Source organism: Flavobacterium sp. (genome assembly GCF_035299245.1).
Taxonomy (GTDB): Bacteria; Bacteroidota; Bacteroidia; order Flavobacteriales; family Flavobacteriaceae; genus Flavobacterium.
Genome location: NZ_DATGWY010000016.1, coordinates 80,512 through 107,160 on the forward strand (window position 1 = coordinate 80,512; position 26,649 = coordinate 107,160).

Annotated in this window: 19 protein-coding genes; 11 read left to right on the top strand and 8 right to left on the bottom strand. The window is 34.8% G+C overall.

The window, feature by feature from the left end; all coding sequences use genetic code 11:
- Nucleotides 1-5 precede the first annotated feature (5 nt).
- The gene (locus tag VK161_RS11695) at nt 6-1,322 is read left to right on the top strand and encodes a tetratricopeptide repeat protein (protein ID WP_324214965.1); all 1,317 of its coding nucleotides are present in this window, start codon (nt 6-8) and stop codon (nt 1,320-1,322) included.
- A gap of 53 nt (nt 1,323-1,375) precedes the next feature.
- On the opposite strand, the gene VK161_RS11700 is transcribed toward VK161_RS11695, so the two are convergent.
- From VK161_RS11700 to VK161_RS11720, 5 genes are all read right to left on the bottom strand, one after another.
- Nucleotides 1,376-1,750 carry a DUF4258 domain-containing protein gene (locus VK161_RS11700; protein WP_324214966.1) on the bottom strand — a complete coding sequence of 125 codons (375 nt, stop codon included), beginning with the start codon at nt 1,748-1,750 and terminating at the stop codon, nt 1,376-1,378.
- Between the two features lie 46 nt (nt 1,751-1,796).
- Entirely contained in the window at nt 1,797-2,990 is a 1,194-nt protein-coding gene (locus VK161_RS11705) for an alanine dehydrogenase (protein WP_324214967.1), read from the bottom strand.
- 113 nt (nt 2,991-3,103) lie between these two features.
- On the bottom strand, nt 3,104-3,511 hold the full coding sequence (tsaE, locus tag VK161_RS11710; RefSeq protein ID WP_324214968.1) for a tRNA (adenosine(37)-N6)-threonylcarbamoyltransferase complex ATPase subunit type 1 TsaE: 408 nt from the start codon (nt 3,509-3,511) through the stop codon (nt 3,104-3,106).
- 20 nt (nt 3,512-3,531) lie between these two features.
- Entirely contained in the window at nt 3,532-5,085 is a 1,554-nt protein-coding gene (locus tag VK161_RS11715) for a response regulator (protein ID WP_324214969.1), read from the bottom strand.
- Between the two features lie 149 nt (nt 5,086-5,234).
- Nucleotides 5,235-9,686: an SdiA-regulated domain-containing protein gene (locus VK161_RS11720; RefSeq protein WP_324214970.1), complete on the bottom strand. Its 4,452-nt coding sequence runs from the start codon at nt 9,684-9,686 to the stop codon at nt 5,235-5,237.
- A gap of 308 nt (nt 9,687-9,994) precedes the next feature.
- On the opposite strand from VK161_RS11720, the gene VK161_RS11725 reads away from it, so the two are divergent.
- The 9 genes from VK161_RS11725 to sucD all read left to right on the top strand — a co-directional run bounded on the left by VK161_RS11725 (nt 9,995) and on the right by sucD (nt 19,708).
- Nucleotides 9,995-12,034, top strand: coding sequence for a M13 family metallopeptidase (locus VK161_RS11725; RefSeq protein WP_324214971.1), 2,040 nt, complete (start codon nt 9,995-9,997; stop codon nt 12,032-12,034).
- 78 nt (nt 12,035-12,112) lie between these two features.
- Nucleotides 12,113-13,348, top strand: a complete 1,236-nt coding sequence (locus VK161_RS11730; protein WP_324214972.1) for an HD domain-containing protein — start codon at nt 12,113-12,115, stop codon at nt 13,346-13,348.
- A 121-nt stretch (nt 13,349-13,469) separates the two neighbouring features.
- The gene (gene lpxD / locus VK161_RS11735) at nt 13,470-14,489 is read left to right on the top strand and encodes a UDP-3-O-(3-hydroxymyristoyl)glucosamine N-acyltransferase (RefSeq protein WP_324214973.1); all 1,020 of its coding nucleotides are present in this window, start codon (nt 13,470-13,472) and stop codon (nt 14,487-14,489) included.
- Nucleotides 14,490-14,510: 21 nt separating this feature from the next.
- On the top strand, nt 14,511-15,899 hold the full coding sequence (locus VK161_RS11740) for a bifunctional UDP-3-O-[3-hydroxymyristoyl] N-acetylglucosamine deacetylase/3-hydroxyacyl-ACP dehydratase (RefSeq protein WP_324215114.1): 1,389 nt from the start codon (nt 14,511-14,513) through the stop codon (nt 15,897-15,899).
- A gap of 75 nt (nt 15,900-15,974) precedes the next feature.
- Complete coding sequence (lpxA, locus tag VK161_RS11745) at nt 15,975-16,760, top strand: acyl-ACP--UDP-N-acetylglucosamine O-acyltransferase (RefSeq protein WP_324214974.1); 786 nt, start codon at nt 15,975-15,977, stop codon at nt 16,758-16,760.
- Between the two features lie 37 nt (nt 16,761-16,797).
- Nucleotides 16,798-17,358 carry an elongation factor P gene (gene efp, locus VK161_RS11750; protein ID WP_324214975.1) on the top strand — a complete coding sequence of 187 codons (561 nt, stop codon included), beginning with the start codon at nt 16,798-16,800 and terminating at the stop codon, nt 17,356-17,358.
- A gap of 77 nt (nt 17,359-17,435) precedes the next feature.
- The gene (locus tag VK161_RS11755; protein ID WP_324214976.1) at nt 17,436-18,371 is read left to right on the top strand and encodes a UDP-3-O-(3-hydroxymyristoyl)glucosamine N-acyltransferase; all 936 of its coding nucleotides are present in this window, start codon (nt 17,436-17,438) and stop codon (nt 18,369-18,371) included.
- The gene (locus VK161_RS11760) at nt 18,368-18,730 is read left to right on the top strand and encodes a nuclear transport factor 2 family protein (RefSeq protein WP_324214977.1); all 363 of its coding nucleotides are present in this window, start codon (nt 18,368-18,370) and stop codon (nt 18,728-18,730) included. The genes VK161_RS11755 and VK161_RS11760 overlap by 4 nt, the downstream gene beginning before the upstream one ends.
- A gap of 105 nt (nt 18,731-18,835) precedes the next feature.
- On the top strand, nt 18,836-19,708 hold the full coding sequence (sucD, locus tag VK161_RS11765) for a succinate--CoA ligase subunit alpha (protein ID WP_324214978.1): 873 nt from the start codon (nt 18,836-18,838) through the stop codon (nt 19,706-19,708).
- A 51-nt stretch (nt 19,709-19,759) separates the two neighbouring features.
- Here sucD and VK161_RS11770 read toward each other — a convergent pair whose 3' ends face one another.
- Complete coding sequence (locus VK161_RS11770; RefSeq protein ID WP_324214979.1) at nt 19,760-23,017, bottom strand: T9SS type B sorting domain-containing protein; 3,258 nt, start codon at nt 23,015-23,017, stop codon at nt 19,760-19,762.
- 276 nt (nt 23,018-23,293) lie between these two features.
- On the opposite strand from VK161_RS11770, the gene rpsA reads away from it, so the two are divergent.
- Nucleotides 23,294-25,063: a 30S ribosomal protein S1 gene (rpsA, locus tag VK161_RS11775; protein WP_324214980.1), complete on the top strand. Its 1,770-nt coding sequence runs from the start codon at nt 23,294-23,296 to the stop codon at nt 25,061-25,063.
- Nucleotides 25,064-25,116: 53 nt separating this feature from the next.
- Here the strand turns inward: rpsA and VK161_RS11780 are convergent, their stop codons facing one another.
- Nucleotides 25,117-25,650, bottom strand: a complete 534-nt coding sequence (locus VK161_RS11780) for an ExbD/TolR family protein (protein WP_324214981.1) — start codon at nt 25,648-25,650, stop codon at nt 25,117-25,119.
- A 90-nt stretch (nt 25,651-25,740) separates the two neighbouring features.
- Nucleotides 25,741-26,457 carry a hypothetical protein gene (locus tag VK161_RS11785; RefSeq protein ID WP_324214982.1) on the bottom strand — a complete coding sequence of 239 codons (717 nt, stop codon included), beginning with the start codon at nt 26,455-26,457 and terminating at the stop codon, nt 25,741-25,743.
- Nucleotides 26,458-26,649: the final 192 nt, after the last annotated feature.

Consider the following 26,649-nt stretch of genomic DNA (forward strand, 5'->3'; position numbering starts at 1 on the left):
ATATAATGAAAATTAAAAATGTTTTTATTGCTGGAGCTTTATTGGTTTCAGTATTAACTTTTGCTCAAAAAGATGAGTTAAAAGCGTTAAAAAAGATTTATAATAAATCAGTACCAACAGCAAGTGAATTAGCAGACTATAAAGCTAATTTATCAAAATTAGAGTCGGTTGCTGTTGAAGAAGCAGATAAAGTTTCACTAAATTATTATAAATCAGTTTATCCTTTATTAGAAGTAGCCTCAATTGGAGCTGAACCAACAGCTGTCCAATTGCAAAAGATATTTTCGATTAAAGCGATTTCAGACTTAGCAAATGGATTCAACTCAACTTTAGAATATGAGAAGAAATCTGGAAAAAAAGTTTTTACTGATGATATAAAGACTAAAGTTGCTCTAATTAAACCTAGATTAGTTAATGCAGCAGTAGATTATGGAAAACAAGATAAGTTTAACGAATCTTCAGCCATTCTGTATTCAGCCTATTTAATGGACAAAACGGATCAAGAGAATTTATATTTTGCTGCAAGTTATGCTGTAAATGGTAAAAATTATACTAAGGCTTTGGAGTATTATTACGAACTAAAAAACCTTAATTATTCTGGCGAAAAAACGTTGTATTATGCTGTTAATAAAGCAAATGGTACAGAGGATTATTTTGGTGAAGATAAGAATACTCGAGACAACTATGTTAAAGTCTTAAGTACGCATGAAAAGCCACGTGATGAAAAAGTAATTTCTCGCAAAGGTGAAATTTATAAAAATATTGCCTTAATTCTAGTTGAACAAGGTAAAATTGGCGAAGCTAAACAAGCAATTTTAGATGCTAGAAAAGCCAATCCAGATGATACATCATTGTTAATCACTGAGGCTGATTTTTATTTAAAAGAAAAAGATTTTGCTAGTTACACGAGAATTGTTAACGAGGCATTAGCTAAAGATCCGAATAATGTACAGTTAGTCTTTAATTTAGGTGTAATTAGTGCAGATTCAGGAAAATATGATGAAGCTGAGAAATATTATAAAAGAGCAATGGAAATTGATCCAAAATATTTTGATGCCTATTTAAATTTATCAGAGTTGAAGCTTAGAGCAGATAAAGACTTTGTAGATCAAATGAAAAAGTTAGGTACATCGGATGCCGATAACAAAAAATTTGATGTACTAAGAGCTAAACAAATTGCCAACTATAAAGATACATTACCTTATCTTGAAAAAGGTGTTGAACTCAGACCAGACAATGATGCTGTAAAAAGAACCTTGTTAGGAGTTTATCAAGCTTTAGAAATGACAGATAAATACAAAGCTTTAAAAGCCAAATTATAATTCTAGAATAATTATAAAAAAAGCCTCTTAGTTGAGGCTTTTTTTATGATAAATTATTTCTTAATGATATTTTCTAAAACAGCTTTCTTTTCGTAGTTGATGACTCTAAGTTCAATGGGTTCGCCTGTTGAAGTCTTGCCTTCTATAATATAAAGCTTTCCACCTTCTTTTTTTACATTGCTTTTATCAAAATCAACATCTCCATAGGTCAGAGTGTTTTTGATGTCTAGTGTATCAATCCAATCTTCTTTTAATCGCTCTGAAGCTTCTAGGCTATAGTGAAAAGGCTTGTTCCTTAGATCATTTAGCACTCTGGCATTTGGAAAATAATTGCAACGAGTGTCTTTTCCAGACCAAACCAAAGCAACAACAAACAATCCCATCACAAATCCAACTAAGTAATACGCCAAACGCTGATAAAATTTCATTTTTTATTTTTTTGCAAAATTAAGGTAATTCAAACAATAAATAAAATTAAAACACTATCAAATTAATGTCGCTATCAGGCAAATTGAACCAATCGCCAATTGCTTTGTTGGTGAGTATTCCGTGGTAAATGTATACTCCATTTTTTAACCCTTTATTAATTCGAAGTGCACTCTCAATCCCACCATCTTCAGCAATATGAATCAAAGAAGGTGTAATGATGTTACTGATGGATAAAGATGCGGTTTTAGAATAGCGAGAAGGAATATTTGGCACACAATAATGAATGACGTCATTCTTAATAAAGGTTGGTTTTTCGTGAGTGGTAATTTCAGAGGTTTCAAAACATCCGCCAGTATCAATACTTACATCTACAATCACTGCGCCTTTTTTCATGTGTTCAACCATGGTTTCTGTAACTACCACTGGGCAACGATCTTTTCCACGCATTGCTCCAATGGCAACATCACATCTTCGTAACGCTTTTAATAACGATTTAGGCTGAATAGTTGAAGTAAAGACTCGCTGATTCAAATTATTTTGCAAACGACGTAATTTTGTTATTGAATTGTCAAACACTTTTACGTTGGCTCCCAATCCAACAGCAGTTTTAGCAGCAAATTCGCCAACCGTTCCAGCTCCAATAATTACAACATCAGTTGGTGGAACACCAGTAATATTTCCAAATAAAAGTCCTTTGCCAAATAAATTATTAATCATCAATTCGGCTGCAATTAATATCGATGCTGTTCCGGCGATTTCGCTTAGAGATTTCACTGCAGGATAAGAACCGTCTTCGTCTTTAATGTATTCAAATGCTAAAGCAGTAATCTTCTTTTTGATTAAAGCTTCGAAATATTCTTTCTTTTGAGTTTTTAGTTGAATGGCTGAAATTAAGATGGCATTCTGTTGAAACATATCTATTTCTGCCAAAGTAGGTGGTTCAACTTTTAAAATCATCGGACAACCGAAGACTTTCTTGGTGTCGTTAGTGATTTCAGCACCAGCATCGCTGTATTCTTTGTCAGTATAACTCGAACTTAATCCAGCGCCCGACTCTAACAATACACGATGCCCGTGAGAAGTGAGCGAATTTACAGCATCAGGAGTTAAGCAAATTCGTCGTTCTTGATAACTGGTTTCTTTCGGAATTCCGATGAATAACTCGCTTTTGTGACGAGCAATTTCCAGTTTCTCTTCTTGTGGTAGTAGTTGTTGTTTGGTGAAAGGCGTTAGCGACATAATTGTACAGTAATAATGCCACCAAGATACAAAAAAATCAAATAACTAAAATCAAATTAACAAATAGGAAATAAATTTTAGATTGAAAAAAATCCTATAAAACCTAATTTTTATTATTCTAAAGTCAATTCTCTTCTACCGTCCATAAGTGTTTTGATTTCAATTGTAGAATGTTCGTCTGGAATCAAATTCGGAATCTTTTCGGCCCATTCTATAAAGCACCAATTACCTGAATATAAATATTCGTCAATTCCCATATCTAAGGCTTCACTTTCCGATTTTAATCGATACACATCAAAATGATAAACTAATTGATTATCATTAGCTTGGTATTCATTAACTAAAGAAAAAGTTGGACTACTGGTTGCGTCCGTTACACCTAAAAATTTTGACAATTCTTTAATTAAAGTGGTCTTGCCAACACCCATTTCGCCATTAAAAAGAATGACTTTTTTAGGTTGTTCTGAAATAATTTTTTGAGCGACTTGGTTGATTCCTTCTAAAGAAAAAATAATCTTCATATTTCACTATTTGTATTCTTCTACTTCGGATTAAAAACTAAAAACGGAACAATCATTTCTTCTAATGAAATTCCACCGTGCTGATACGTGTTTCGATAATAGCTTACATAATGATTGTAGTTATTTACATAGGCTAAAAAATAATCATTTTTAGCAAATATATACGAACTACTCATGTTGATAGCGGGCAAACCAATTTTTTTTGGGTCTTTAACTGCGTATACGTCTTTGTCTTCATACGTTAAACTTCTACCGGTTTTGTAACGTAAATTCAGACTAGTTTGTTTGTCACCGATTACTTTTGAAGGATTTTTAACATTGATAGTTCCGTGATCTGTTGTAATAATCAATTTGAATCCGAGTTTCTGCGCTTGTTGAATGATTTCTAATAATGGCGAATTTTTAAACCAACTCAATGTTAATGAGCGATACGCTTTATCATCTGAAGCCAATTCTTTTACTACATCCATTTCAGTTTTAGCATGCGATAACATGTCCACAAAATTATAGACAACCGTAACTAAATTATTATCTTTCAAACCTTTGAAATTATCAGCTAGTTTTTTACCACTAGTTAAATTGGTAATTTTAAAATAATCTTGTTTAATATTCAAACCTAATCGTTTTAAATGCGCTTCTAAAAATTCGCCTTCGTATAGGTTTTTTCCACCGTCATCAACATCGTTTTTCCAATATTGCGGAAATTGTTTTTCCATTTCCAATGGCAATAATCCAGAGAAAATAGCATTTCTTGCATATTGAGTTGCCGTGGGTAAAATGGCGTAATACGGAACTTCTTTTTCTAATTTATAGTGATTACTCACTACACTTTCCATTACTTTCCATTGGTCGTAACGCATATTATCAATTACTACAAAAAGTATTGGCTTTTCTTTCTTTACTAATTCGGGAACCACTAATTCTCTGAATAAATTATGCGACTGAATTGGTTTGTCGGCTTTGGGCTCGAACCAGTCTTCATAGTTGCGTTCAATGAATTTTCCAAATTGTGAATTCGCTTCCGCTTTTTGTGATTCTAATATATCAATCAAACCATTATCACTAATATTTTCCAATTCTAATTCCCAGAAAAGTAATTTTTTATACAACTCAATCCAATCTTCATAAGAGTTGACCATAGCCAAATCCATGGCAATTTTTCGAAACTCTTTTTGGTAATCCAAAGTCGTTTTTTCCGTTACCAAACGCGAATGATCGAGGTTCTTTTTTAAGCTCAATAAAATCTGATTCGGATTTACAGGTTTGATTAAATAATCGGCAATTTTCGAACCGATGGCCTCTTCCATTATGTATTCTTCTTCACTCTTAGTAATCATAATTACAGGTGTAGACGACTTTTTTTCTTTGATTTCCTGAAGCGTTTCCAAACCGCTCATTCCAGGCATGTTTTCATCCAAAAAAACAATGTCGAAATTATTTTCTGCAAATATATCAATGGCATCACGACCATTATTGCAAGTCGTTACGTCGTAGTTTTTTTTCTCTAAAAATAAAATGTGTGGCTTTAACAAATCAATTTCGTCGTCAACCCAAAGTATTTTGATGTTACTCATAATGTGTTTTAATTTGGTGCAATTTACTATTAATAGAACGATGGTAGTATTAAAATTATTGTAAAATTGATTGTTGTGCTAAAATAAAAATGCCTCCCTATTTAGGAGGCATCATTATTTTTTTATAATAAAGTTAAATAGTAACAGAATTATCGTTTAACTACTCTTATTGTCTTGATGCTATCACCCTGAGACAGAATTACATTGTATACTCCAGACGAATAAGTAGAACCAATTTCTAATTGTGTCATCGAAGAGTAATCAACCATTCTATCTTCAATTAATTTGCCTAACATATCATAGACTCTAACTTGAACAGAGTGATTTGATGAACTAGAAACATCCAAAGTAAAGTTCTCATTAAATGGATTAGGGTAAGCAATAACTTCAAACTCTTTTGTAGTCGAATCTATTTTTGAAGTATTTATTCCTCCTGGTGTTGTAATAGAGCAAATTGGACCATACGATAAAAATTGACCATCTCTATTTTGAACAGCAACCTCAATTGAGTAGGTAGTAGCCAATTCAGGAGTAAATCCAGCAATACTGTTTAACTTTATCTCTCTCAAAACTCTTGTTACCTCTATTGATGCTGATGTTACTTGATTAGTTATTCTAAATTTATAACCTAAAGAATAAGGAACATTGTTAGCATAAATTGTAGTTCCAATTGATGATAAAGTACTGCCACACTGTGAACTTTGAACTTGAGTTAAAGGGCTTGGAGTGGTAACATTACATGCCGGACCAAATGATTGCCAAATTCCACCAACTAAAGCAGCTACTTCTACAGAATAAGTTCGAGCAAAGTTAAATGTAGGTAATTGATTTAGGGAGAACACGCGTAAATATCGATCGATAGTTTGAACTTGATTGGTTGTTAAGTCAGTAACTCTGAATCGGTAGCTTTGTGCTCCAGGAACAAGATTAGCATAAATTTGTTGATTAATAGATGTTAATGTTGAACCACATAGAGTAGGAGTAACATTCGTTCCAATAGTTAAATTTAATGTGTTAATCACTGAGCATCCATTTTCATTAATAGTATTGAATGTGTAAACTCCAGTTGTAGAATACGTAACACCATTTAATGGCCAAGTGTAAGGTGAAACTTGTGTAATGGTAGTAGTTGTGGTTAACTGTTCAGGTTCAGAAATTGTTCCTGAAACCGTACTCGAACAACCATTAGCATCAGTTACTGTAAACGAATAATCTCCTGCACTAACTGTAAATACTCCTGTACCTGTATACGGAACTCTTCCTCCAGTCGCAGATATAATTATTGTAGTCGTTCCTCCAGAACAAACGATGGGTAATCCTAAATTAGCCGTAACTGTAATTGTAGGACATGGTGCTGTTGTAATTGAGCCAGGTGAACCAATTTCAGAAGTACTATTAGCAGCAATAAATGCACCATTAATTCCCACTGCACTGAATTGTGTAATTGGAGTAACCAAACTATTAACTCCTATCTTATTGTCAAAACTAGTATATGGAGCAGTTGCTGGTGATGCACCAAAAACTACACTTGTTTGTAATACGTTACTACTGTTGTAAAGATTTACTTGATCTCCACCAGTACTTAGACCAATTCCACTACCCGTATAATTTCCGATTCGTAACCCTGATGTAGGATTCGTTCCAAACCAATTGTTTAAGAAAGCAGTAGTTTTACCTGGTAAATCATTCGTTTCTATAAAGATTACCGATTCTCCTGGATTGATGCTAGTAATTCCGTTTAAAGCTACAGCAGCAACTGGCGATTGTGAGCTGTCATCAACTTTCCAACCTGTAATATTAACCGCTACAGCTTTGGTATTGGTTACTTCAAACCAATCAGCTGCCACAGGACTGTTTCCGCTTGACCAAGGAGCTACTTCTGAAACAAACAAACGACCAACCGAACCAGGAGAACCAATTTCGTTCGCATCATTTACAGCAGCAAATGCATCATTAACACCAATTTCACTCAATTGAGAAATAGTAGTGTTATTAAGACCGATAGCATTATTGAATGTTTTAAATACTGTTGTTGGAGAAGCGCCAAAAACAACATTAGCTTGTAGTACTCCAGCTGCATTATATAAATTCACGGCATCACCACCTGTACTCAAACCGATTCCTGAACCTTGATACGTTCCTACTTGTAAACTAGCTGGAGGATTGGCTCCAAACCAAAGCGATTTAAAATTGGCAATAACCGTTGCCGCAGGGTTAGAAGCAGAACTTTCTAAAAAGATTACTGATTCGCCTGGAGCAATACTTGTAATTCCTGTTAAGGCAAGAGAAGCTGCAAATGAATTAGAACTATCATCTACTTTCCATCCTGTAATATCAAGTGCAGTTGCTCCGTTATTAGTTACTTCAAACCAATCAGCCGCAGCTGGACTGTTTCCGCTTCCCCATGGAGCTACTTCTGAGATAGTTACACTAGGAAGTTGAGGTGTTTCATTCACTAAATCAGTAACTGACAATACAAAATTAACCGATGCATCTGGGGTTGAACCTACCGTTGTATCGTCAACGCTTACAGTTACATTGTAAGTTGATTTGGTCTCAAAATCAAGTACTGTTCCCGCTTTGATGAACAAGCTTGATGCAGTAATTTGGAAATCATAGGCATCTGCTCCTGATAACGAATAAGTGTTAGTACCTAACCCGTCATCATTTACAAAAATATCAGCAACTCTTACCGCTGGTGTAGTTATCGAGTTTTCAATAATTGCAGGAACTGTATTGTTTAATGTGATAGCTGTTGGTGCCGCATTAATTCCGTTTGAAGGAGCATATACCCATAATTGTGGGTGATTAATATCGCCTCCACCATTTTCATTTACAATATAAATAATACCATTATTATCCATTGTAATTCCTTCATGTTGCTGAGCACTTACACTTAAAATATCTCCTGCATCGGCAGTAATAGTAAGAGTACTAGCAATATTTCCGTTTCGGTCAATATTAACTACTTGACCATTTTCTTGACTCAATACTAAAAGATTGGTTGATGTTGACTGTGAAGGCAAGTTGGCCAATACAAATACATCTGCAACATCGGTAAAACCCAACAAAGCTGGATCAAAAAGATTAACAGAATTCACTGTAGTTGGAGAACCGTTAGTTGCAGTTCCTGCCGCAAAATCAACATTTGTTTGAAAAATCCCAATCGGATCAATCTCTTTCAAGCAAATAAAACCTCCCGTAATTGGATCATAGCAAAGTCCTTCTGTTCCTGTATTCGGAACAAATGTTCCAATCTTAACCGTTTGGGTGTTTGCTCTTGTAAGTGTGGTATCGGCAGCATAAGTAAATTTAACAAGTTGTCTGTCACGCTCCTCACTCATTACAAACTCGCCTCCACCAATATAGGTGAGTCCTTCAGTGTCATAGAAATCTGTTCCTTGTGGACTACTACCTAGAGCCATTGTCATAGTATTAATCAATACTCCTGTTTTTGATACTTGAGTAACAGAAGTACTACCATCAGCAGTGATAAATAAGGTATCCGTGTCCCAATTATACGCTACAGCCGAAGCCTCTTGACACAATAAATTATTGGTCGGAGCTGGTGTAGTTAATGGTTCTGGTAAATTATAACGCGCTACTCTTACATACGTAGAAAGATCGATACTTGAAGTAGATGAATTTGAAGTTGTAAAACCAGCCGATTGTGTCGTTGTGATTGCATTGTCACTTCCATTTTCAATAGTATTTGGTAATAAAGCTACATAATACAGTTGATTATTGGCTAAATTTGAAGTCGGATTTATAGTAATTGTATTTGATGCAAAAGTAGCATCAAAAGGCACTAAAGCACCTAAAGCATTATTTAAACGCAATTCGACTACTGCATCTATATTTGTATTTGTAATTGCACTATTGTCAACTAATCGAACACTTTCGTCAAAAGCAATTGTTGGGTTTATTGCAACAATTACGTTTGTCGCTCCGTTTAATGGAAGAAAACTGGCTACAGGTGCTGTTGTATCACCACCACTACCAATTGTAGTTCCTTGAACAGTGAAATTATCAAAACGATTGTTTCCTGCCGTTCCACCTGGAGCTTGAGAAAACTCTACTTTTAATTTGAAATTAGGATTGTTATCTACTGCTGCAATAGCTGAAAAATCAAGTGTTGCCAAAGCTGGATCTCCATTGTTTGGAGTAACCGTAGTAAAAGGTGTATAAGTCGTTCCATTTAACGAATACGACCACGATTGCGTTCCTGCGCCTTGAGCCGAACGACGTGTAGCAAATTTTACAACTATGTTTTCATGACCTGTTGTGGGTAATGTAAATTCTAATGCACCGCCAATGGGATCGTTGAAACGCAAGTGTGTACCTGCTGCATCTCCGTTTTGTGCATTTAAATTTAAAACACTGAAGTTTTGACCAGTTCCTCCAGCAAAATCGATTGAACTAATTCCACCCGGAATAGCACTTAAAGTAGCTCCACCAATGGTCTGAGTAGGTGTGGTAATAGTAGCTACTGATGCATTATTGTTAAAATTCCAATAGTGCATCAACGTTTGCCCATACGAGCTTTGGACAATGGTAAAAAGAAATAATAGTAATCCTTTTACAAAGTAATTGTTAGACATAATTTTTGTTTTTTTGATTTTTACAAAATTGATGTATTAATGTTATTTCAGAATTACTTCAAGGACAACATTCATCTACAAAAAATTAAGTTAACTTCTCTAAATTGTTTCTAAAAATGATAGTGTAATGCTTAATTTTACAATTTCAAAACAATAAATGGATGGAATAAAAATTATTTACTTCTTTCATTCAATAATTTCTCTATAAAAATTGAATTTTGTGATGGTAATAATTGCTTTACATAAATCATCTTTATTTTAAGTAACAAATTCAATCAAAAAGCTACTCATCAATTAAAATCAGTATTATGAAATTCAGTAAAACATTTGCCTTTATATTTACACTATCAATTGTGATCAGTAGTTGTAGCAAAAAAGAAACAGCCTTTGTCGATCCTTTATTAACTCATCGTGACACTACAGTCAATCCAGCAGACGATTTCTTTATGTATGCCAATGGCGGTTGGTTCAAACAAAACCCGATTCCCGATTCAGAACGAAGTAACGGTATTTTTCAAATGATTCAAGATACTGTAAACGCTCAAATTAAAACGATTTGTGAAAATGCAGCCAAAAATGAAGACGTTTTAAAAGGCAGTAACGAACAAAAAACAGGCGATTTTTATGCTTCCGGAATGGATTCGCTTTCCATAAATAAAGCAGGAATCTCTCCATTAAAAAATGAAATTACTCGCATTTCAAATATTAAAGATGTTTCAAGTTTATTATCAACTATGGCTCATTTGCACACTATTGGTGCTGGGCCAGCTTTTGGCTTTTATGTTGGTCAAGACGATAAAAACAGCGATAAAAATGCTTTGTTTTTCTACCAAGGCGGATTGGGTTTAGGTCAACGTGATTATTATTTTGACACTGATAAACAAACAACGATGATTAGAAATGAATACGTAAAACACGTACAAAAAATCTTTGAATTATCGGGTGAGTCTATTCAAAATGCTTCAAAAAATGCAGCAATAATTATGAAACTCGAAACGGAGTTAGCTAAGAACTCACGTAAAATGGAAGTGCTTCGCGATCCTTTGAAAAACTACAATAAAATGAGTATTGGTCAGTTCACTGATTTGACAACTAATATTCCTTGGAGCAAAATGATTACCGATTTAGGAATCAAGAAAGCGGACACAGTAATTGTTGGTCAACCTGAATTTTTCAACGCATTGAACAAAATGATAAAATCGTATTCAATAGAAGATTGGAAAATGTATTTGAAATGGGATTTAATCAATACTTATGCTTCTTATCTCAATGCTGATATCGAGAATCAAAATTTTAAATTTTATTCTTCCGTTATGAGTGGTGTAACACAACAAAAACCACGATGGAAAAGAGTAGTGGAGCAAACTAATGGTTCTTTAGGGGAATTAATCGGACAGATTTATGTCAAAGAATATTTACCAAAAGGGTCAAAAGAAAAGTTGCTCGAAATAGGAAATAACATCAGAGATGTCTACGCCGAACATATTAAAAAATTAGACTGGATGAGTGAAGCTACCAAAGCAAAAGCGCTGCATAAATTAAGTAAGGTAGTAATGAAAGTAGGTTATCCTGATAAATGGAAAGACATGAGCAGCGTTACTATCGAGCGAAATACGTATTGCAAAAATGTAATGGCAGTAAATAAATGGAACTACAATGAGATGATTTCAAAATTTGGAAAACCTGTAGATCGAACGGAATGGGGAATGTTTCCGCAAACTTACAACGCTTATTACAATCCAAGTAATAACGAAATTTGTGTTCCGGGTTGTAATATTATTGTTCCTGGTTTTGAAGGTAGAATGCCTGATGATGCAGTATTGTATGGAATCATTGGCGGATCAACATTTGGTCACGAAATTACCCACGGTTTTGACGATCAAGGAAGTCTGTATGATGATAAAGGAAATCTCAGAAATTGGTGGACAGCAGAAGACATGAAAAAATTCAAAACCAAAACAAAGCTCATTGTTGAACAATTCAACAAATACAATGTTGTTGATGATAAGTTTGTCAATGGCGATGCTACACAAGGTGAAAACATAGCCGATTTAGGTGGAGTAGTAATGGGTTATGAGGCATTCAAAAAAACAAAACAATTTAAAAGCAATCAAAAAATTAGCGGTTTAACTCCAAATCAACGCTATTTCTTAGCTTATGGTTATGCTTGGATGGTCAATACTAAGAAAGAAGCTTTAGCGCAAATGGTGATGACCGATGTGCATTCACCAGCAAAATTCAGAGTTAACGGACCATTAAGCAATATTCCTGAATTTTATGAAACGTTCAACGTGAAACCAACAAGCAAAATGTTTATTCCAGAAAATCAACGTGTTGTAATTTGGTAATATCAACAAAGTCCCGATTCTATCGGGATTTTTTTTGCACACAATTTTCCCTATATTTGTTAAAATAAATAATCAGTAGTGAATCCTACCAACAAGCTTAAAATATTCAACGATCCTATCTATGGTTTCATCACCATTCCGAATACATTAATTTACGATTTAATTCAGCATCCTTATTTTCAGCGATTGCGACGAATTTCTCAAATGGGAATGTCGTATTTAGTCTATCCTGGAGCGCATCATACACGTTTTCATCACGCCATTGGTTGTATGCACATTATGCAAAAAGCCATAGAAACACTCCGCTTTAAAGGTGTGAGTATTTCTGAGGATGAAGCCAACGGACTTCTAATAGCTATTTTATTACACGATATTGGTCACGGTCCGTACTCGCATGCCATGGAAAATAGTATTGTAGAAGACGTGCATCACGAAGAAATATCATTGTTATTCATGCATCATCTAAATACAGAATTCGAGGGTAAGTTGTCACTCGCAATCCAGATATTCAAAGGTGAATATCCAAGAAAATTCTTTTATCAATTGATTTCAAGTCAATTGGATATGGATCGAATGGATTACCTAAAACGCGATAGTTTCTATAGTGGTGTAGCCGAAGGAAATATCAACAGTGATCGACTCATTCAGATGATGAATGTACAAGACGAACAATTGGTGATTGAAGAAAAAGGAATTTATTCGGTAGAGAAATTTTTAGTCGCACGTCGTTTAATGTATTGGCAAGCCTACCTTCATAAAACGAGTGTAGTAGCTGAAATCATTCTTACTAAAATCCTCAAAAGAGCCAAAGAATTAACTGAAAAAGGAATTCTTCTTGATTGCTGTAAACCATTGCTTTATTTTATGCATAATAAAGTCAGTTTGGGCGATTTTAATGATGCTGTTTTAGATACATTTGCTTTATTGGATGATGTTGATGTGATGAGCGCCATCAAAAACTGGCAATTCAATGAGGATTATGTGTTGAGTGCGTTATGCAAAATGATTATCAATCGCGATTTACTCAAAATTCAAATGTCAGAAGACAAGCCTGATAAAGAAAATTTGAATCAACTAAAAGAACGCTTTTTGAAAATAAGTCCGATTGACGCCAAAGACATTGAGTATTTTGTATTCAAAGGGAAATTAAAAAATCAAGCCTATAATAAGAACAGCGGACCCATTAGTATTGTCAAAAAAGACAAAACCATTGAAGATGTTGTGGAAGCATCCGATCAATTGCATTTGAAAGCATTGTCAAAACCAGTGACTAAATATTTTATTTGTTTTCCAAAAGTACTCATAGATACATAGGTATTTAATTAAATTTTATATTTTTGCCAAGATGATTTTGAGCCAAGTTTTTTTTAGGCATGAACTGAGAGAATTAAATTCGAGTTCCATCGTATACAGATGGGAACTATAATCTGATAAGATGAAATTTACAGCCGAACAAATAGCAGGAATTTTAGAAGGCGAAGTAGTAGGAAATCCTAACGCTGAAGTCTTTAAATTAGCCAAAATTGAAGAAGGAACTGCCGGTTCACTTACCTTTTTAGCCAATCCGAAATACCAAAACTACATTTATACTACCGAAGCTTCAATAACAATTGTCAACCAAACTTTTGAGCCGGAGCAACCCATTTCAACTACACTTATAAAAGTAGAAGATGCTTATAAATCGTTTTCAAAATTGTTAGAATACTATAATCAAGTGAAGTTGATGAAATCGGGAATCGAACAACCATCGGTGATTTCTGAGAATGTAACCTACGGCGAACATTTATACTTAGGTAGTTTTTGCTACATCGGAAAAAACGTTACGATCGGAACTAACGTAAAAATCTACCCTAATACATTCATTGGTGATAATGTAACGATTGGTGATAATTGTATTCTATTTGCTGGTGTTCGTATCTATTCTGAAACGGAAATCGGAAGCAATTGTACCATTCATTCCGGAAGTATTATTGGTTCTGATGGTTTTGGATTTGCTCCTTCTGAAGACGGAAGTTACAGTAAAATTCCGCAAATTGGTAATGTGATTTTAGAGGATAATGTTGATGTTGGTTCGTGTACAACTATTGACCGAGCAACATTAGGTTCAACCATCATTCGAAAAGGAGTGAAACTCGACAATCAAATTCAAATTGCCCATAATGTTGAAATTGGAGAAAATACAGTAATAGCGGCACAAACTGGAATTGCAGGTTCGACTAAAATCGGTAAAAACTGCTTAATCGGTGGTCAGGTTGGAATCGTCGGGCATTTAATAATAGGTGACGGAGTAAGGGTTCAGGCACAATCTGGTATAGGAAAAAATCTAAAAGACGGAGAAACTGTTCAAGGTTCACCGGCATTCAATTACGGCGACTTTAGCAAGGCATTCGTTCATTTTAGAAACTTCCCTAAAATTGTGGCCGATATTGATGAATTAAAGAAAAAAATTGAATAAAAAATAAACTGAATGAACACTATTGTTAAACAAAAGACCATCGCGAGTGAAATTTCACTAACTGGAGTTGGGTTACACACAGGAAAAGAGGTGAAAATGACTTTCAAACCTGCACCAGTAAACAATGGCTATACTTTTGTACGAGTAGATTTGGAAGGCAGCCCTATTATTGAAGCGGATGCCAATTATGTGGTGAATACACAACGCGGAACCAATCTTGAAAAATTAGGAGTTAAAATACAAACATCAGAACACGTTTTGGCCGCTTTTGTAGGTTGTGATGTGGATAATGTTATTATTGAATTGAATGAATCTGAACCTCCAATTATGGATGGTTCTTCGAAATATTTTGTCGAAGCAATTGAAAAGGCTGGTGTAGTCGAACAAGATGCTGAACGCAAATTTTATGTTGTAAAAGAAGTAATTTCTTTTGCCGATGAAACAACGGGAAGCGAAATTATTGTGATGCCTGCCGATGATTACCAAGTAACAGCGATGGTCGATTTTGGAACTAAAGTTTTAGGAACCCAAAACGCTACCATGAAAAATATTTCTGAATTTAAAACGGAAATTGCTAATTCACGTACATTTAGTTTTCTGCACGAATTAGAAACACTTTTGGATAATGGCTTGATAAAAGGTGGAGATCTTAACAACGCAATTGTTTATGTAGATAAAGAAATTTCACCATCTACTATGGAAAATCTGAAAGTGGCTTTTGGTAAGGATTCAATCTCAGTTAAGCCCAACGGAATTTTAGATAATTTGACATTGCATTATCCTAATGAAGCAGCACGTCATAAACTATTGGATGTAGTGGGTGATTTGGCTTTGGTTGGCATTCGGATCAAAGGGAAAGTAATCGCCAATAAACCAGGACATTTCGTAAACACTCAGTTTGCAAAAAAATTATCTAAAATCATTAAAATTGATCAACGAAATCAAATTCCAGTATTCGATTTACACAAAGAACCTTTAATGGACATCACTAAAATCATGGCTATGCTGCCACATCGTCCGCCTTTTTTATTGGTAGATAAGATTTTAGAAATGTCAGAAAGTTGCGTAGTGGGATTGAAAAATGTAACCATGAACGAAGATTTCTTCGTTGGACATTTTCCTGGAGCACCAGTAATGCCGGGAGTTTTGATTGTTGAAGCAATGGCGCAAACAGGTGGAATCTTAATATTAAGTTCGGTTCCAGATCCAGAAAATTACCTAACGTATTTTATGAAAATTGATAATGTAAAATTCAAACATAAAGTACTTCCGGGCGATACTTTGGTATTCAAATGTGATTTAATTTCACCAATTAGACGTGGAATTTGTCACATGCAAGCCAGCGCTTATGCGAATGGAAAGTTAGTGGCAGAAGCCGAATTAATGGCTCAAATAGCAAAAAAGCAATAAAATAAGTTCATAGTTTATAGTTTGTGGTTGTTTTAACTATGAACGATAAACAATAAACCATAAACTAATAAAAGAATGAATCAACCTTTAGCCTATGTTCATCCTGGAGCGAAAATCGCCAAAAATGTGGTGATTGAACCTTTTACAACTATACACAATAACGTTGTTATTGGAGATGGAACTTGGATTGGCTCCAATGTCACGATAATGGAAGGCGCACGTATTGGAAAAAATTGTAATATTTTTCCAGGTGCAGTTATCGCAGCAGTTCCACAAGATTTAAAATTTGGAGGTGAAGAATCACTTGCAGTAATTGGTGACAATGTAACTATAAGAGAGTGTGTTACGATTAATAGAGGAACAATTGCTTCTGGCCAAACTAAGATTGGAAACAATTGTTTAATCATGGCAACTGCTCACATTGCTCACGATTGTCATATTGGTGATAATGCTATTATTGTAAATGGTGTTGCTCTTGCCGGACACGTAATTGTGGGTGATTATGCCATCATTGGTGGTTTAGCTGCCATTCATCAGTTCATTCACATTGGTGATCACGCGATGATTTCGGGTGGTTCATTGGTTCGTAAAGATGTTCCTCCTTTTACAAAAGCAGCAAAAGAGCCTTTGTCGTATGTAGGGATTAACTCCGTAGGTTTGAGAAGAAGAGGCTTTTCTACCGAAAAAATAAGAGAGATTCAAGATATTTACCGAATTTTGTACCAAAAAAATTACAATACATCACAGGCTGTAGCTATTATTGAAGCTGAAATGGAAGCAACTCCAGAACGTGATGAGATCATTCTTTTCATCAGAAATTCATCAAGAGGAATTATGAAAGGTTACACAGGAACAGTTTAATAACAAAATAAATTAATCAATATAAATACAATTCAGAATGGCAAGTACAGCAGATATTAGAAACGGATTATGCATTAAACACAATCACGACATCTATAAAATTATCGAATTCTTACACGTAAAACCAGGAAAAGGTCCGGCTTTCGTAAGAACCAAATTGAAATCATTGACTAACGGTAAAGTATTGGATAATACATTTTCTGCAGGTCACAAAATTGATGTTGTTCGTGTAGAAACGCATACATTTCAATATTTATATGCAGAAGGAAATCAGTTTCATTTTATGAACACCGAATCGTATGAGCAAATTACTTTGAATAAAGATGTTTTAGACAATCCTGATTTATTAAAAGAAGGAACTAATGTAATGGTTCAAATCAATACCGAAACTGATTTACCGCTTTCAGTTGATATGCCTGCTTCTATAATTTTAGAAGTTACCTATGCTGAACCAGGAGTAAAAGGAAATACAGCAACCAACGCTACCAAACCAGCAAAAGTGGAAACCGGAGCATCAGTAAACGTTCCTTTATTCATCAATGAAGGCGATAAAATCAAAATCGATACTGCAACAGGTAAATACATCGAAAGAGTATAATTTAAATTGAAGATTCAATGATTTGAAGATTTGAGAATTTTCAAATTGTCACATTTTCAAATTTTCAAATTCAACAAATGAAGTTTCCAAAATCACATTCATTAAAAGAAATTGCCGAAATCATCAACTGTCCATTCGTTGGCGCTGATGATTTCCCAGTTTTGGGTATGAATGAAATTCACGTAGTTGAACCCGGCGATATTGTTTTTGTAGATCATCCAAAATACTACGACAAAGCTTTGCAATCGGCTGCAACAATTGTTTTAATTAATAAAGAAGTAGATTGTCCAGAAGGAAAAGCATTGTTGATTTCTGATGATCCATTTCGCGATTTCAATAAACTTACTAATCACTTTCGACCTTTTCAAAGTGCTTCAGTATCCATTTCTGAATCGGCCAAAATAGGAGAAGGAACAGTTATTCAACCCAATTGTTTTGTAGGTCATAATGTCACTATTGGTAAAAATTGTCTGATTCATTCTAATGTTTCCATTTATGATAATACAGTAATTGGAGATAATGTAATTATTCATGCAGGAACCATTTTGGGTGCTGATGCTTTTTACTACAAAAAACGTCCCGAAGGTTTTGATCAGCTGATTTCGGGTGGAAGAGTGGTGATTGAGGATAATGTCGGAATCGGAGCTTTATGTACCATCGATAAAGGTGTTACAGGCGATACTACTATTGGAGAAGGAACCAAAATTGACAACCAAGTGCATGTAGGTCACGATACTGTAATTGGTAAAAAATGTTTGATCGCATCGCAAACCGGAATTGCAGGCTGTGTAATCATTGAAGACGAAGTAACACTTTGGGGACAAGTAGGAACTACAAGTGGAATCACAATTGGTGCCAAAGCAGTAGTTTTGGGGCAAACCGGAGTAACCAAGTCGATAGAAGGTGGTAAAAGCTATTTCGGAACTCCAGTAGAAGAATCGAGAGAGAAATTAAAACAACTGGCCAATGTGAAACGCATTCCAGAAATACTAAACAATATTAACAACAAATGAGTCCAAAAGATAGAGTACTTGAATTATACAAGTCGGATGTTTTATTAGACAAAGAAGCTGTTGCTCGATTGATGCATCCCGAGGTGACCATCGACTGGAACAGCAGCAAAGGGTTTATTCAAATGAATTACGATGACATAATCGCACTTACAGAAGAGTTGAGTAGGGCGTATGTTCGTTCCAAAATGCGCATAAGTCATGTGGTAACCGAAGGTGATACAGTAGCTTTGCGTTTTTCTCACTTTGTAAAAACCATCGAAAACCCCAGAGAAGAAATGCTTTTGGCACACTTTTCGGTAATTTGGGAAGTGAAAGACGATAAGTTGTATCGTGGCTATCAAATGAGTCAATTCTCTTAAAAACGATATTAAATTAGCAAAAAAACTGAACACTGAATACGGAATACTGAACACTATTTTATACTTTTGCAACACAATACAAACAAACTATATAAAAATTAACTTATGAGCGTTTTAGTCAATAAAAATTCAAAAATAATTGTACAAGGTTTTACAGGAAGTGAAGGAACTTTTCACGCTGAACAAATGATTGAGTACGGAACGAATGTAGTAGGTGGAGTTACGCCAGGAAAAGGTGGTTCTACTCATTTGGGTCGTCCAGTATTCAACACAGTGAAAGAGGCAGTTGATAAAGCGGGAGCTGACACTACAATTATTTTTGTTCCACCAGCTTTCGCTGCCGATGCTATAATGGAAGCTGCTGATGCTGGAATCAAAGTAATCATTTGTATTACAGAAGGTATTCCAGTTGCTGATATGATTAAAGCATACGCTTATATTAAAGATAGAGATTGTCGTTTAATCGGGCCTAACTGTCCAGGTGTAATTACTCCAGAAGAAGCAAAAGTAGGTATCATGCCTGGTTTTGTATTCAGAAAAGGAAATGTTGGTATCGTTTCAAAATCGGGAACGTTAACCTATGAAGCTGCGGATCAAGTAGTTAAGCAAGGATTAGGAATCACAACGGCTATCGGAATTGGTGGAGATCCAATCATCGGAACCACTACAAAAGAGGCTGTTGAGTTATTGATGAACGATCCAGAAACTCATTGTATTGTAATGATTGGTGAAATTGGCGGTCAACTAGAAGCCGATGCTGCTAAATGGATTAAAGCCGATGGAAACCGTAAACCAGTAGTTGGTTTTATCGCTGGTGAAACCGCTCCAAAAGGAAGAACAATGGGTCATGCAGGTGCTATTGTAGGTGGTGCCGACGATACAGCCGAAGCCAAAAAACGCATCATGAGAGAAAACGGGATTCATGTAGTTGATTCTCCTGCAAAAATTGGTGAAAAAGTAAAAGAAGTATTGGGATAATCTCAACTAATTGAATAAATAAAAGCCTTGCATTTTTGTGAGGCTTTTTTTTTACCGTTTCAACGTAAAATGACCACGTAATTCTTTACCGTTTTCTCTGACAACCACAAACCAATAATCGGTTGCGGGTAGTAATTCGCCATTGAGTTTTCCATCCCAACCACGACTTTCAGGTGTAAAACCCGTAATGAGTTTTCCAAAACGATCAAAAATGTAAGTTTTCATATTGGGTTCAACATACGAGAATTTAATAAACCAATACTCGTTGAATCCATCACCATTTGGAGTAAAATACTTAGGGTAATTCAACAAAAATGTTTCTTCAGTATCGATTCCGCAATCACTCAAATCTTTGACAATTACAGTATAAGGACCAGGTTGTAATCCACCAAAAATCGGACTTTCCTGAAAATGCAATCCATCAATGGAATACAAATAGGATTGTGAATTGTCATTTTCTAACACAACTTCAATAGTGTTGTCATTATCGGTCCAATCGCTAATTTCAAGATAATCAATTGCTGGTGGAATAGTTGTGGTTACATTATAAACAAATTGGCCATTACAATTTCCTGAAGGAAATGATTGAATCACATCTACGGTATACAGACCACTCTGATTGACCGAAATGGTTGGAGTAGTTGCTCCAGTTGACCATTGATAAGAAGTAAAAACGTCATCGGTTGATAAAATAACACTTTCACCTTGACAAAAATTTATGTTTATTGGTTCGCCTGTAGTAAAAGGGTTTACTATTAAATCGAAATCAGTTACATCAAAACAATCTACACTATTGTTGTATTCCAATCGACAATAAATAGTAGTGTTTCCCGAAGTGTAACTGTTTGAAATCGGATTACTATCAGCTACAGCTTCATTAAAAGAAGTGTGATATGTAATAGTGTATAATGCCGCATTTTGACTTCCTAAAATGGAACTGTTTTGATTGGTGAGTACAAAGGTTTCAATTCCATCATTCGAACTATCATCACAAGCACTCATGTCTGCAGGTTGATTGGCATTGGCCAAAGAAGGAAGCTCAGCAACATCCGAAATAAAATTGCGCGAATCGCCACACGATTGTTCTACTTTAAAAGTATAGATTCCAGGTTCTAAACCATTGAATTGATTACTAGTTCCGTTGTTGACATAAAAAGGTTGGCCATCTTTTTCGATTATACTATAGATCAAAGGAGGCACACCAATGGCGAATAATTTCACATCCATGTACTCACCGTTACAATTGGTTTTTTCAATTCCGGTAAACTCAATTTCTCCTGTAAATGTGAATTCCTTAATGACTTCAAGACAGGTTTTATAAGAATTGATGTTTCCATCATCAAAAGTTTGAAAACTCTTTAGAATTCGGAATGTTCCTAAAAAAACCAAATTCAAAACGGGTGTGTTGTTTTGGATCAAATACGAGTTAAGAGGATTGGGTTGACTGCCTTCAACATAAACTGTTCCATCAACTGGATTGCCCCATGTATTGGTTACAGGATCGTATTTTTGCAACCAAAATAGCTCACTAACTGCATTTGAATCGTGATCAACAAACAGATTAAACGAACCACAATTGGGTGTTAAAGTAAAATTATTAGTTGTGATTTGGTAACCAATAACATTAACCGTTGCCGTATTTGTAATTCCGCAATTATCAACAACTTCAATAGTGTAATTACCCGGAGAAAGATTTCCCATAGAAAAAACACCGTCAGCGGATATGTAATTTGTTGTATTATAAGGTAGACTTTGTCCAAATTCCACTGGTGCATTGGTCACTACAGCTGAAACTAGTGTTGTGTTGTTTCCTCTTACTCTAATAGAACCTTTTCCTAAAGCACAACCGGGCCAAGAGGTTGCAGAAACGGTTGTTGCTACATCATCAACAAAGAAACTATAATTGTAGGTGTTGCCACAATCATCAATTAAAACAACTGTATAATTTCCAGTAATTAGACCTTCAAGTACTAACTCGTCATCTTCATTAATGAATTCACTGACATCATCAGGTAACGGAATTCCATACGCAATTGGAGCAGTAATAATAGTGGCAGATGTAATAGTATGTGCCGGAATTTCAATGGTAACATCACTATAATTGGATTGACAACCTGGCCAGGGTGAAGCCTCGTGAGTAGGTTGCGCCGGATTGTATGTAAGAGTAATTTGCGCCGTAGCCGTTCGACCACAACTGTCTGTTATTTGAATTTCGTAATGTCCAAAAGGAACCGGATTAGTGAAACTACCATAACTAAATTGTCCCGGAAAAGGTCCAGGATGTAAAGAGTTAAAAGTGGTTGGGTCAAAACCTGCTGGTGCATTAATAAATTGGATGTTAATATCACCATGATAAATGTAAGCTGCAACGGATAGATAGTAAGTATCGCACTGGGCAATTTCACCAATTAAAGTAGCAGTAAGTTCTAAGTCGACAATGTTGTCGTTTAAAATAAAAACATTTCCACAGTTATCAGTTACAGTTAAATCAAAAGTATAGGATTGTGCATGAAAAAACGGAATTACGGTTGCAACTTCTTCAGTCATATTCCCACCACTAGTTACAATTTTGGTAATGGTTTGGGTTTGCCCATCAGGAAAATGAACCAAATAATTGAGAGTTAAAGGATAGTGTATGGTTTGATTTTGTCCAGCGGTTAACATATTCGAAACGGCTATCGAATTACAGGTTGGTAAATTAGCATCAGGAAAACCAACGGCGCCAATAGTAATTTCAGACGTTTCAGTTAACACTGTATGAGTTACCACAGTTGCATCTCCACAATCATTATAAACACGTACTTGATAAACGCCACCAGGAAGTTGTGTAAATAGAGGAGAAGTTTGAACTGGTTTTAAAATGGGTCCAGAAATGATTTCATACAACGAACCAACACCACTTGTAATAGTTACTAATATAGTTCCGTCATTACAAACCGAATTGGTACTCGAGAGAGTATAATCCAAAGGAACAATATTGTTGTTAATTGTGATGGTTGAAGTTTGCGAGTTCTGTTCACTTCCTAACGTTTGAATAGCTACTATTTTGTAAGTTCCGCTGGTTCTTCCGCCGAGGAAATTGTTAGTTTGCACTGCAATTGGAGTGGTTTCATCGGGAAGTTCGTAAACATAATAGGTTACAATAGCACCACTAGTAGTTTCAGTCGCTGTAAAAGTTAAGGTACCATTTCCTAAGCACGTTTCATCCGTTTTGGTGACCGAAAGTACAAAGTCGGTTAGTTGCGAATACGATAGATTGCAAAAAAGCACAAAAAAACACAGCCAATAACGTATTGACAGCTTATTCAAGATGAAGTCTGTTTTTATATAGCAATTTTTTATCATCATTAATATAGTTGAATGATAATGAGGATAAAACAAATATAAGTAAAATATGTTTATCCCTCTTTTTAATCATTCAAAATCAATATAAATTTTGCAGATTAATAAAAAAGAATTACTTTTGCACACCTTTTGGCAGAGTAGAGTTTCCATTAGGTATCAACTATTTATGTAAAACAACTGCTGTAGTTTTCTATCGCTTAAAGAAACTCAAGAAACACAGCATACAAATTTTTTATCAGCATGTCTGAATTAAACAAAGAACAACAAGCGTTTTTAAACGAATTTAACTGGCACAATTACGCAGAAGGAATTGATGCAGTAGACGAAAAAAACTTACAAGAGTTTGAAGATTTAGTGACTAAAACTTTTATCTCTACCGATCAAGAAGAAGTAGTTGAAGGTGTAGTAGTTAGAATCACTGACAGAGACGCAATTGTTGACATTAACGCGAAATCAGAAGGTGTTATTTCATTGAATGAATTCCGTTACAACCCAAACTTAAAAGTGGGTGACAAAGTTGAAGTATTAATTGACGTTCGTGAAGACAAAACAGGTCAATTAGTATTATCACACAGAAAAGCTAGAACTATCAAATCATGGGATAGAGTTATTTCTGCTAACGAAACAGGTGAAATTGTTACAGGTTTTGTAAAATGTAGAACTAAAGGAGGTATGATTGTAGATGTTTTCGGAATTGAAGCATTCTTACCAGGTTCACAAATTGATGTGAAACCAATCCGTGATTACGATGTATACGTAAACAAAATGATGGAATTCAAAGTGGTAAAAATCAACCACGAATTCAAAAACGTTGTTGTTTCGCACAAAGCATTAATTGAAGCTGACATCGAAGTTCAGAAAAAAGAAATCATTGGTCAATTAGAAAAAGGACAAGTATTAGAAGGTGTTGTTAAAAACATTACTTCTTACGGTGTGTTTATTGATTTAGGTGGTGTTGATGGATTAATCCACATTACTGACCTTTCTTGGTCTAGAATCAATCACCCAAGCGAAGTTCTTGAATTGGATCAAAAATTAAACGTAGTTATCCTTGATTTCGATGATGAGAAAACAAGAATTCAATTAGGTTTAAAACAATTAAACGCTCACCCATGGGATGCTCTTGGAGCTGAACTTAAAGTAGGTGACAAAGTGAAAGGTAAAGTAGTAGTTTTAGCTGATTACGGTGCTTTCATTGAAGTTGCAGAAGGTGTTGAAGGTTTAATCCACGTTTCTGAAATGTCTTGGTCAACTCACTTAAGAAGTGCACAAGATTTCGTAAAAGTAGGTGATGAAGTAGAAGCAGTTGTGTTAACACTTGATAGAGACGAAAGAAAAATGTCGTTAGGTATCAAACAAATGACACAAGATCCTTGGACAGATATTACTGCTAAATACCCAGTTGGTTCTAAACACACTGGTATCGTTAGAAACTTTACAAACTTTGGTATTTTCGTAGAATTAGAAGAAGGTATCGATGGTTTAGTATATATCTCTGACTTATCTTGGACTAAAAAAATCAAACATCCATCAGAATTTGTTAACGTAGGTGATAAATTAGATGTAGTTGTTTTAGAATTAGACGTTGATGCACGTAAATTGTCATTAGGTCACAAACAAACTACAGCTAACCCATGGGATAAACATGAAGATGCTTTCGCAGTAGGAACAGTTCACACTGGAACTATCGCTGAAATCGTTGACAAAGGTGCTACTGTAGATTTCGGAGACGATGTAGTTGCGTTCATTCCAACGCGTCACTTAGAAAAAGAAGACGGCAAAAAATTGAAAAAAGGTGACGAAGCTGAATTCAAAGTAATTGAGTTCAACAAAGAATTCAAAAGAGTGGTTGCTTCTCACACAGCTATCTTCAGAGAAGAAGAAGACAAAAACGTTAAAGCTGCTGCAGAAACTGTAGCTTCTACAAACGCTCCAGCTTCTACTTTAGGAGATAACAACGATATTTTAGCTGGTTTAAAAGCTGAAATGGAGAAAAAAGAGAAAAAATAATTTTCACTTTATAACTAAAAAGCCTTCAATTTCTTGAAGGCTTTTTTTTTGTTTTAATTTGATGCTAATAAATTCATTTCCTCGGGCGATAATTCATTTACAATGGCATAAGTTGGAATGTTCGTGATAGCCATTTCATCTAAAATATCAACTAAGTTTTTAAAGGTTGTTTTTTGGGTTGGTTTTATGATTACAATGGCTCCTTTATCATTTCCATACAATTGATTTATTCCTGTTGTAATGTTTAATAATTCTTTTCGAATTCCGCTTTTTCCATAATTCAATTTTTTTGGTGTTTCATCGTCAATTTCAATCATACCTCTATAACTTATGATTTGATTTTTGTCGTCTAGAAGCAATGTTATTAAACGATCGTTTCTATAGCATCCACCATTACCACATCCTCCACATTCTTCAGGTAATCCCAAATTCATTGCTTTCGGCTTCAAAAGTTCTACACTAACCATGTAAAACGCAATCAAAAGAAAGGATACGCTAACCATTGCAGTAACATCTACTCTGTGCGGAAGTTTCTTGCTTCTAATTTTGCTTTTTATTAGCCTGAATTCATTATTGTAATCACTCATAACTAAAGTTTTAAATGAATAATTAAGGTATTGTTACTCATTTATATAACTTTAAAAAACGTGAATTATTTTGTAGATAATACTAACAGATTAATTTTCTTTAAACTCACGGTTCCAGATTTCAGTATTAAAATTCTTTCCCATCATAAAGAAATAATACAAAGCAACTCCAACAATCGATTTAAAAGCAAACAAAAAAACAATCACAGATGCCATCGGAATTTGCTTGCTTAAATTGGTTTCGGGTGTTATTAAAGCTACAATACAACTAAGTAAAACACTGAAAAGTAAGAAGTTTTCGATGCTTTTAATGGGTTTAAACTTCCATTTTCGCAAAAAGGAAACATCATTTCCCCATTTGTGAACTAAATAATAATAACCATTGCCAATCGGCGCAAACAACAAGGGATCATCGTAATTTTTTAAATTAAATGCCGAACTGGGTGCTACTATTTTAAATCCACTCAGCTCAGTCTTATGCAATTTTTGCAATTCATTTATCTTGGTTACTGCTTCTTCAGGTAATGGATTTTGAAACAGATTACTTTCTAAAAACCGCAATCGATAATCAATACAAATGGTTTTGATCTGTTCAAGGTGAAAAATTTTATCTGTTTCTAATGAATCAAACTTGAAAAAATTAGAAGTTGTTGAACTTTTAGCAAAAAGAGCCTCTTTGATTTGATTGCGATGTACTTCGTCTTCATTCAAAACAGCAAAAACTTCCTCCAAAATACTTGACTCCGACATTGTTTTATTTCGACTCCTAAGTAATACAGTTACCAATGATTCTTTGCGTACCAACATGTTTCTTTGATTTAGTTTAAAATGATAGTTACTAATTTCAGATATTCCAAATTACTTAATTGCAGTCAATTACGAAAGAAATCTGCCTCTTTTTTTTACTGCATCGATTATTAATTTAATGTTAAAGTTGTCTGAGTCTAAAACCAAAACCAAACCTAAGGCGTAAATGACACTATAACTTAAAAATATTCA

What these genes read in the sequence shown, in the direction of transcription:
- VK161_RS11695 (WP_324214965.1), top strand. Translation starts at nt 6, where the DNA reads ATGAAAATTAAAAATGTTTTTATTGCTGGAGCTTTATTGGTTTCAGTA.
- VK161_RS11700 (WP_324214966.1), bottom strand. Translation starts at nt 1,750, where the DNA reads ATGAAATTTTATCAGCGTTTGGCGTATTACTTAGTTGGATTTGTGATG.
- VK161_RS11705 (WP_324214967.1), bottom strand. Translation starts at nt 2,990, where the DNA reads ATGTCGCTAACGCCTTTCACCAAACAACAACTACTACCACAAGAAGAG.
- tsaE (WP_324214968.1), bottom strand. Translation starts at nt 3,511, where the DNA reads ATGAAGATTATTTTTTCTTTAGAAGGAATCAACCAAGTCGCTCAAAAA.
- VK161_RS11715 (WP_324214969.1), bottom strand. Translation starts at nt 5,085, where the DNA reads ATGAGTAACATCAAAATACTTTGGGTTGACGACGAAATTGATTTGTTA.
- VK161_RS11720 (WP_324214970.1), bottom strand. Translation starts at nt 9,686, where the DNA reads ATGTCTAACAATTACTTTGTAAAAGGATTACTATTATTTCTTTTTACC.
- VK161_RS11725 (WP_324214971.1), top strand. Translation starts at nt 9,995, where the DNA reads ATGAAATTCAGTAAAACATTTGCCTTTATATTTACACTATCAATTGTG.
- lpxD (WP_324214973.1), top strand. Translation starts at nt 13,470, where the DNA reads ATGAAATTTACAGCCGAACAAATAGCAGGAATTTTAGAAGGCGAAGTA.
- lpxA (WP_324214974.1), top strand. Translation starts at nt 15,975, where the DNA reads ATGAATCAACCTTTAGCCTATGTTCATCCTGGAGCGAAAATCGCCAAA.
- efp (WP_324214975.1), top strand. Translation starts at nt 16,798, where the DNA reads ATGGCAAGTACAGCAGATATTAGAAACGGATTATGCATTAAACACAAT.
- VK161_RS11755 (WP_324214976.1), top strand. Translation starts at nt 17,436, where the DNA reads ATGAAGTTTCCAAAATCACATTCATTAAAAGAAATTGCCGAAATCATC.
- VK161_RS11760 (WP_324214977.1), top strand. Translation starts at nt 18,368, where the DNA reads ATGAGTCCAAAAGATAGAGTACTTGAATTATACAAGTCGGATGTTTTA.
- sucD (WP_324214978.1), top strand. Translation starts at nt 18,836, where the DNA reads ATGAGCGTTTTAGTCAATAAAAATTCAAAAATAATTGTACAAGGTTTT.
- rpsA (WP_324214980.1), top strand. Translation starts at nt 23,294, where the DNA reads ATGTCTGAATTAAACAAAGAACAACAAGCGTTTTTAAACGAATTTAAC.
- VK161_RS11780 (WP_324214981.1), bottom strand. Translation starts at nt 25,650, where the DNA reads ATGAGTGATTACAATAATGAATTCAGGCTAATAAAAAGCAAAATTAGA.
- VK161_RS11785 (WP_324214982.1), bottom strand. Translation starts at nt 26,457, where the DNA reads ATGTTGGTACGCAAAGAATCATTGGTAACTGTATTACTTAGGAGTCGA.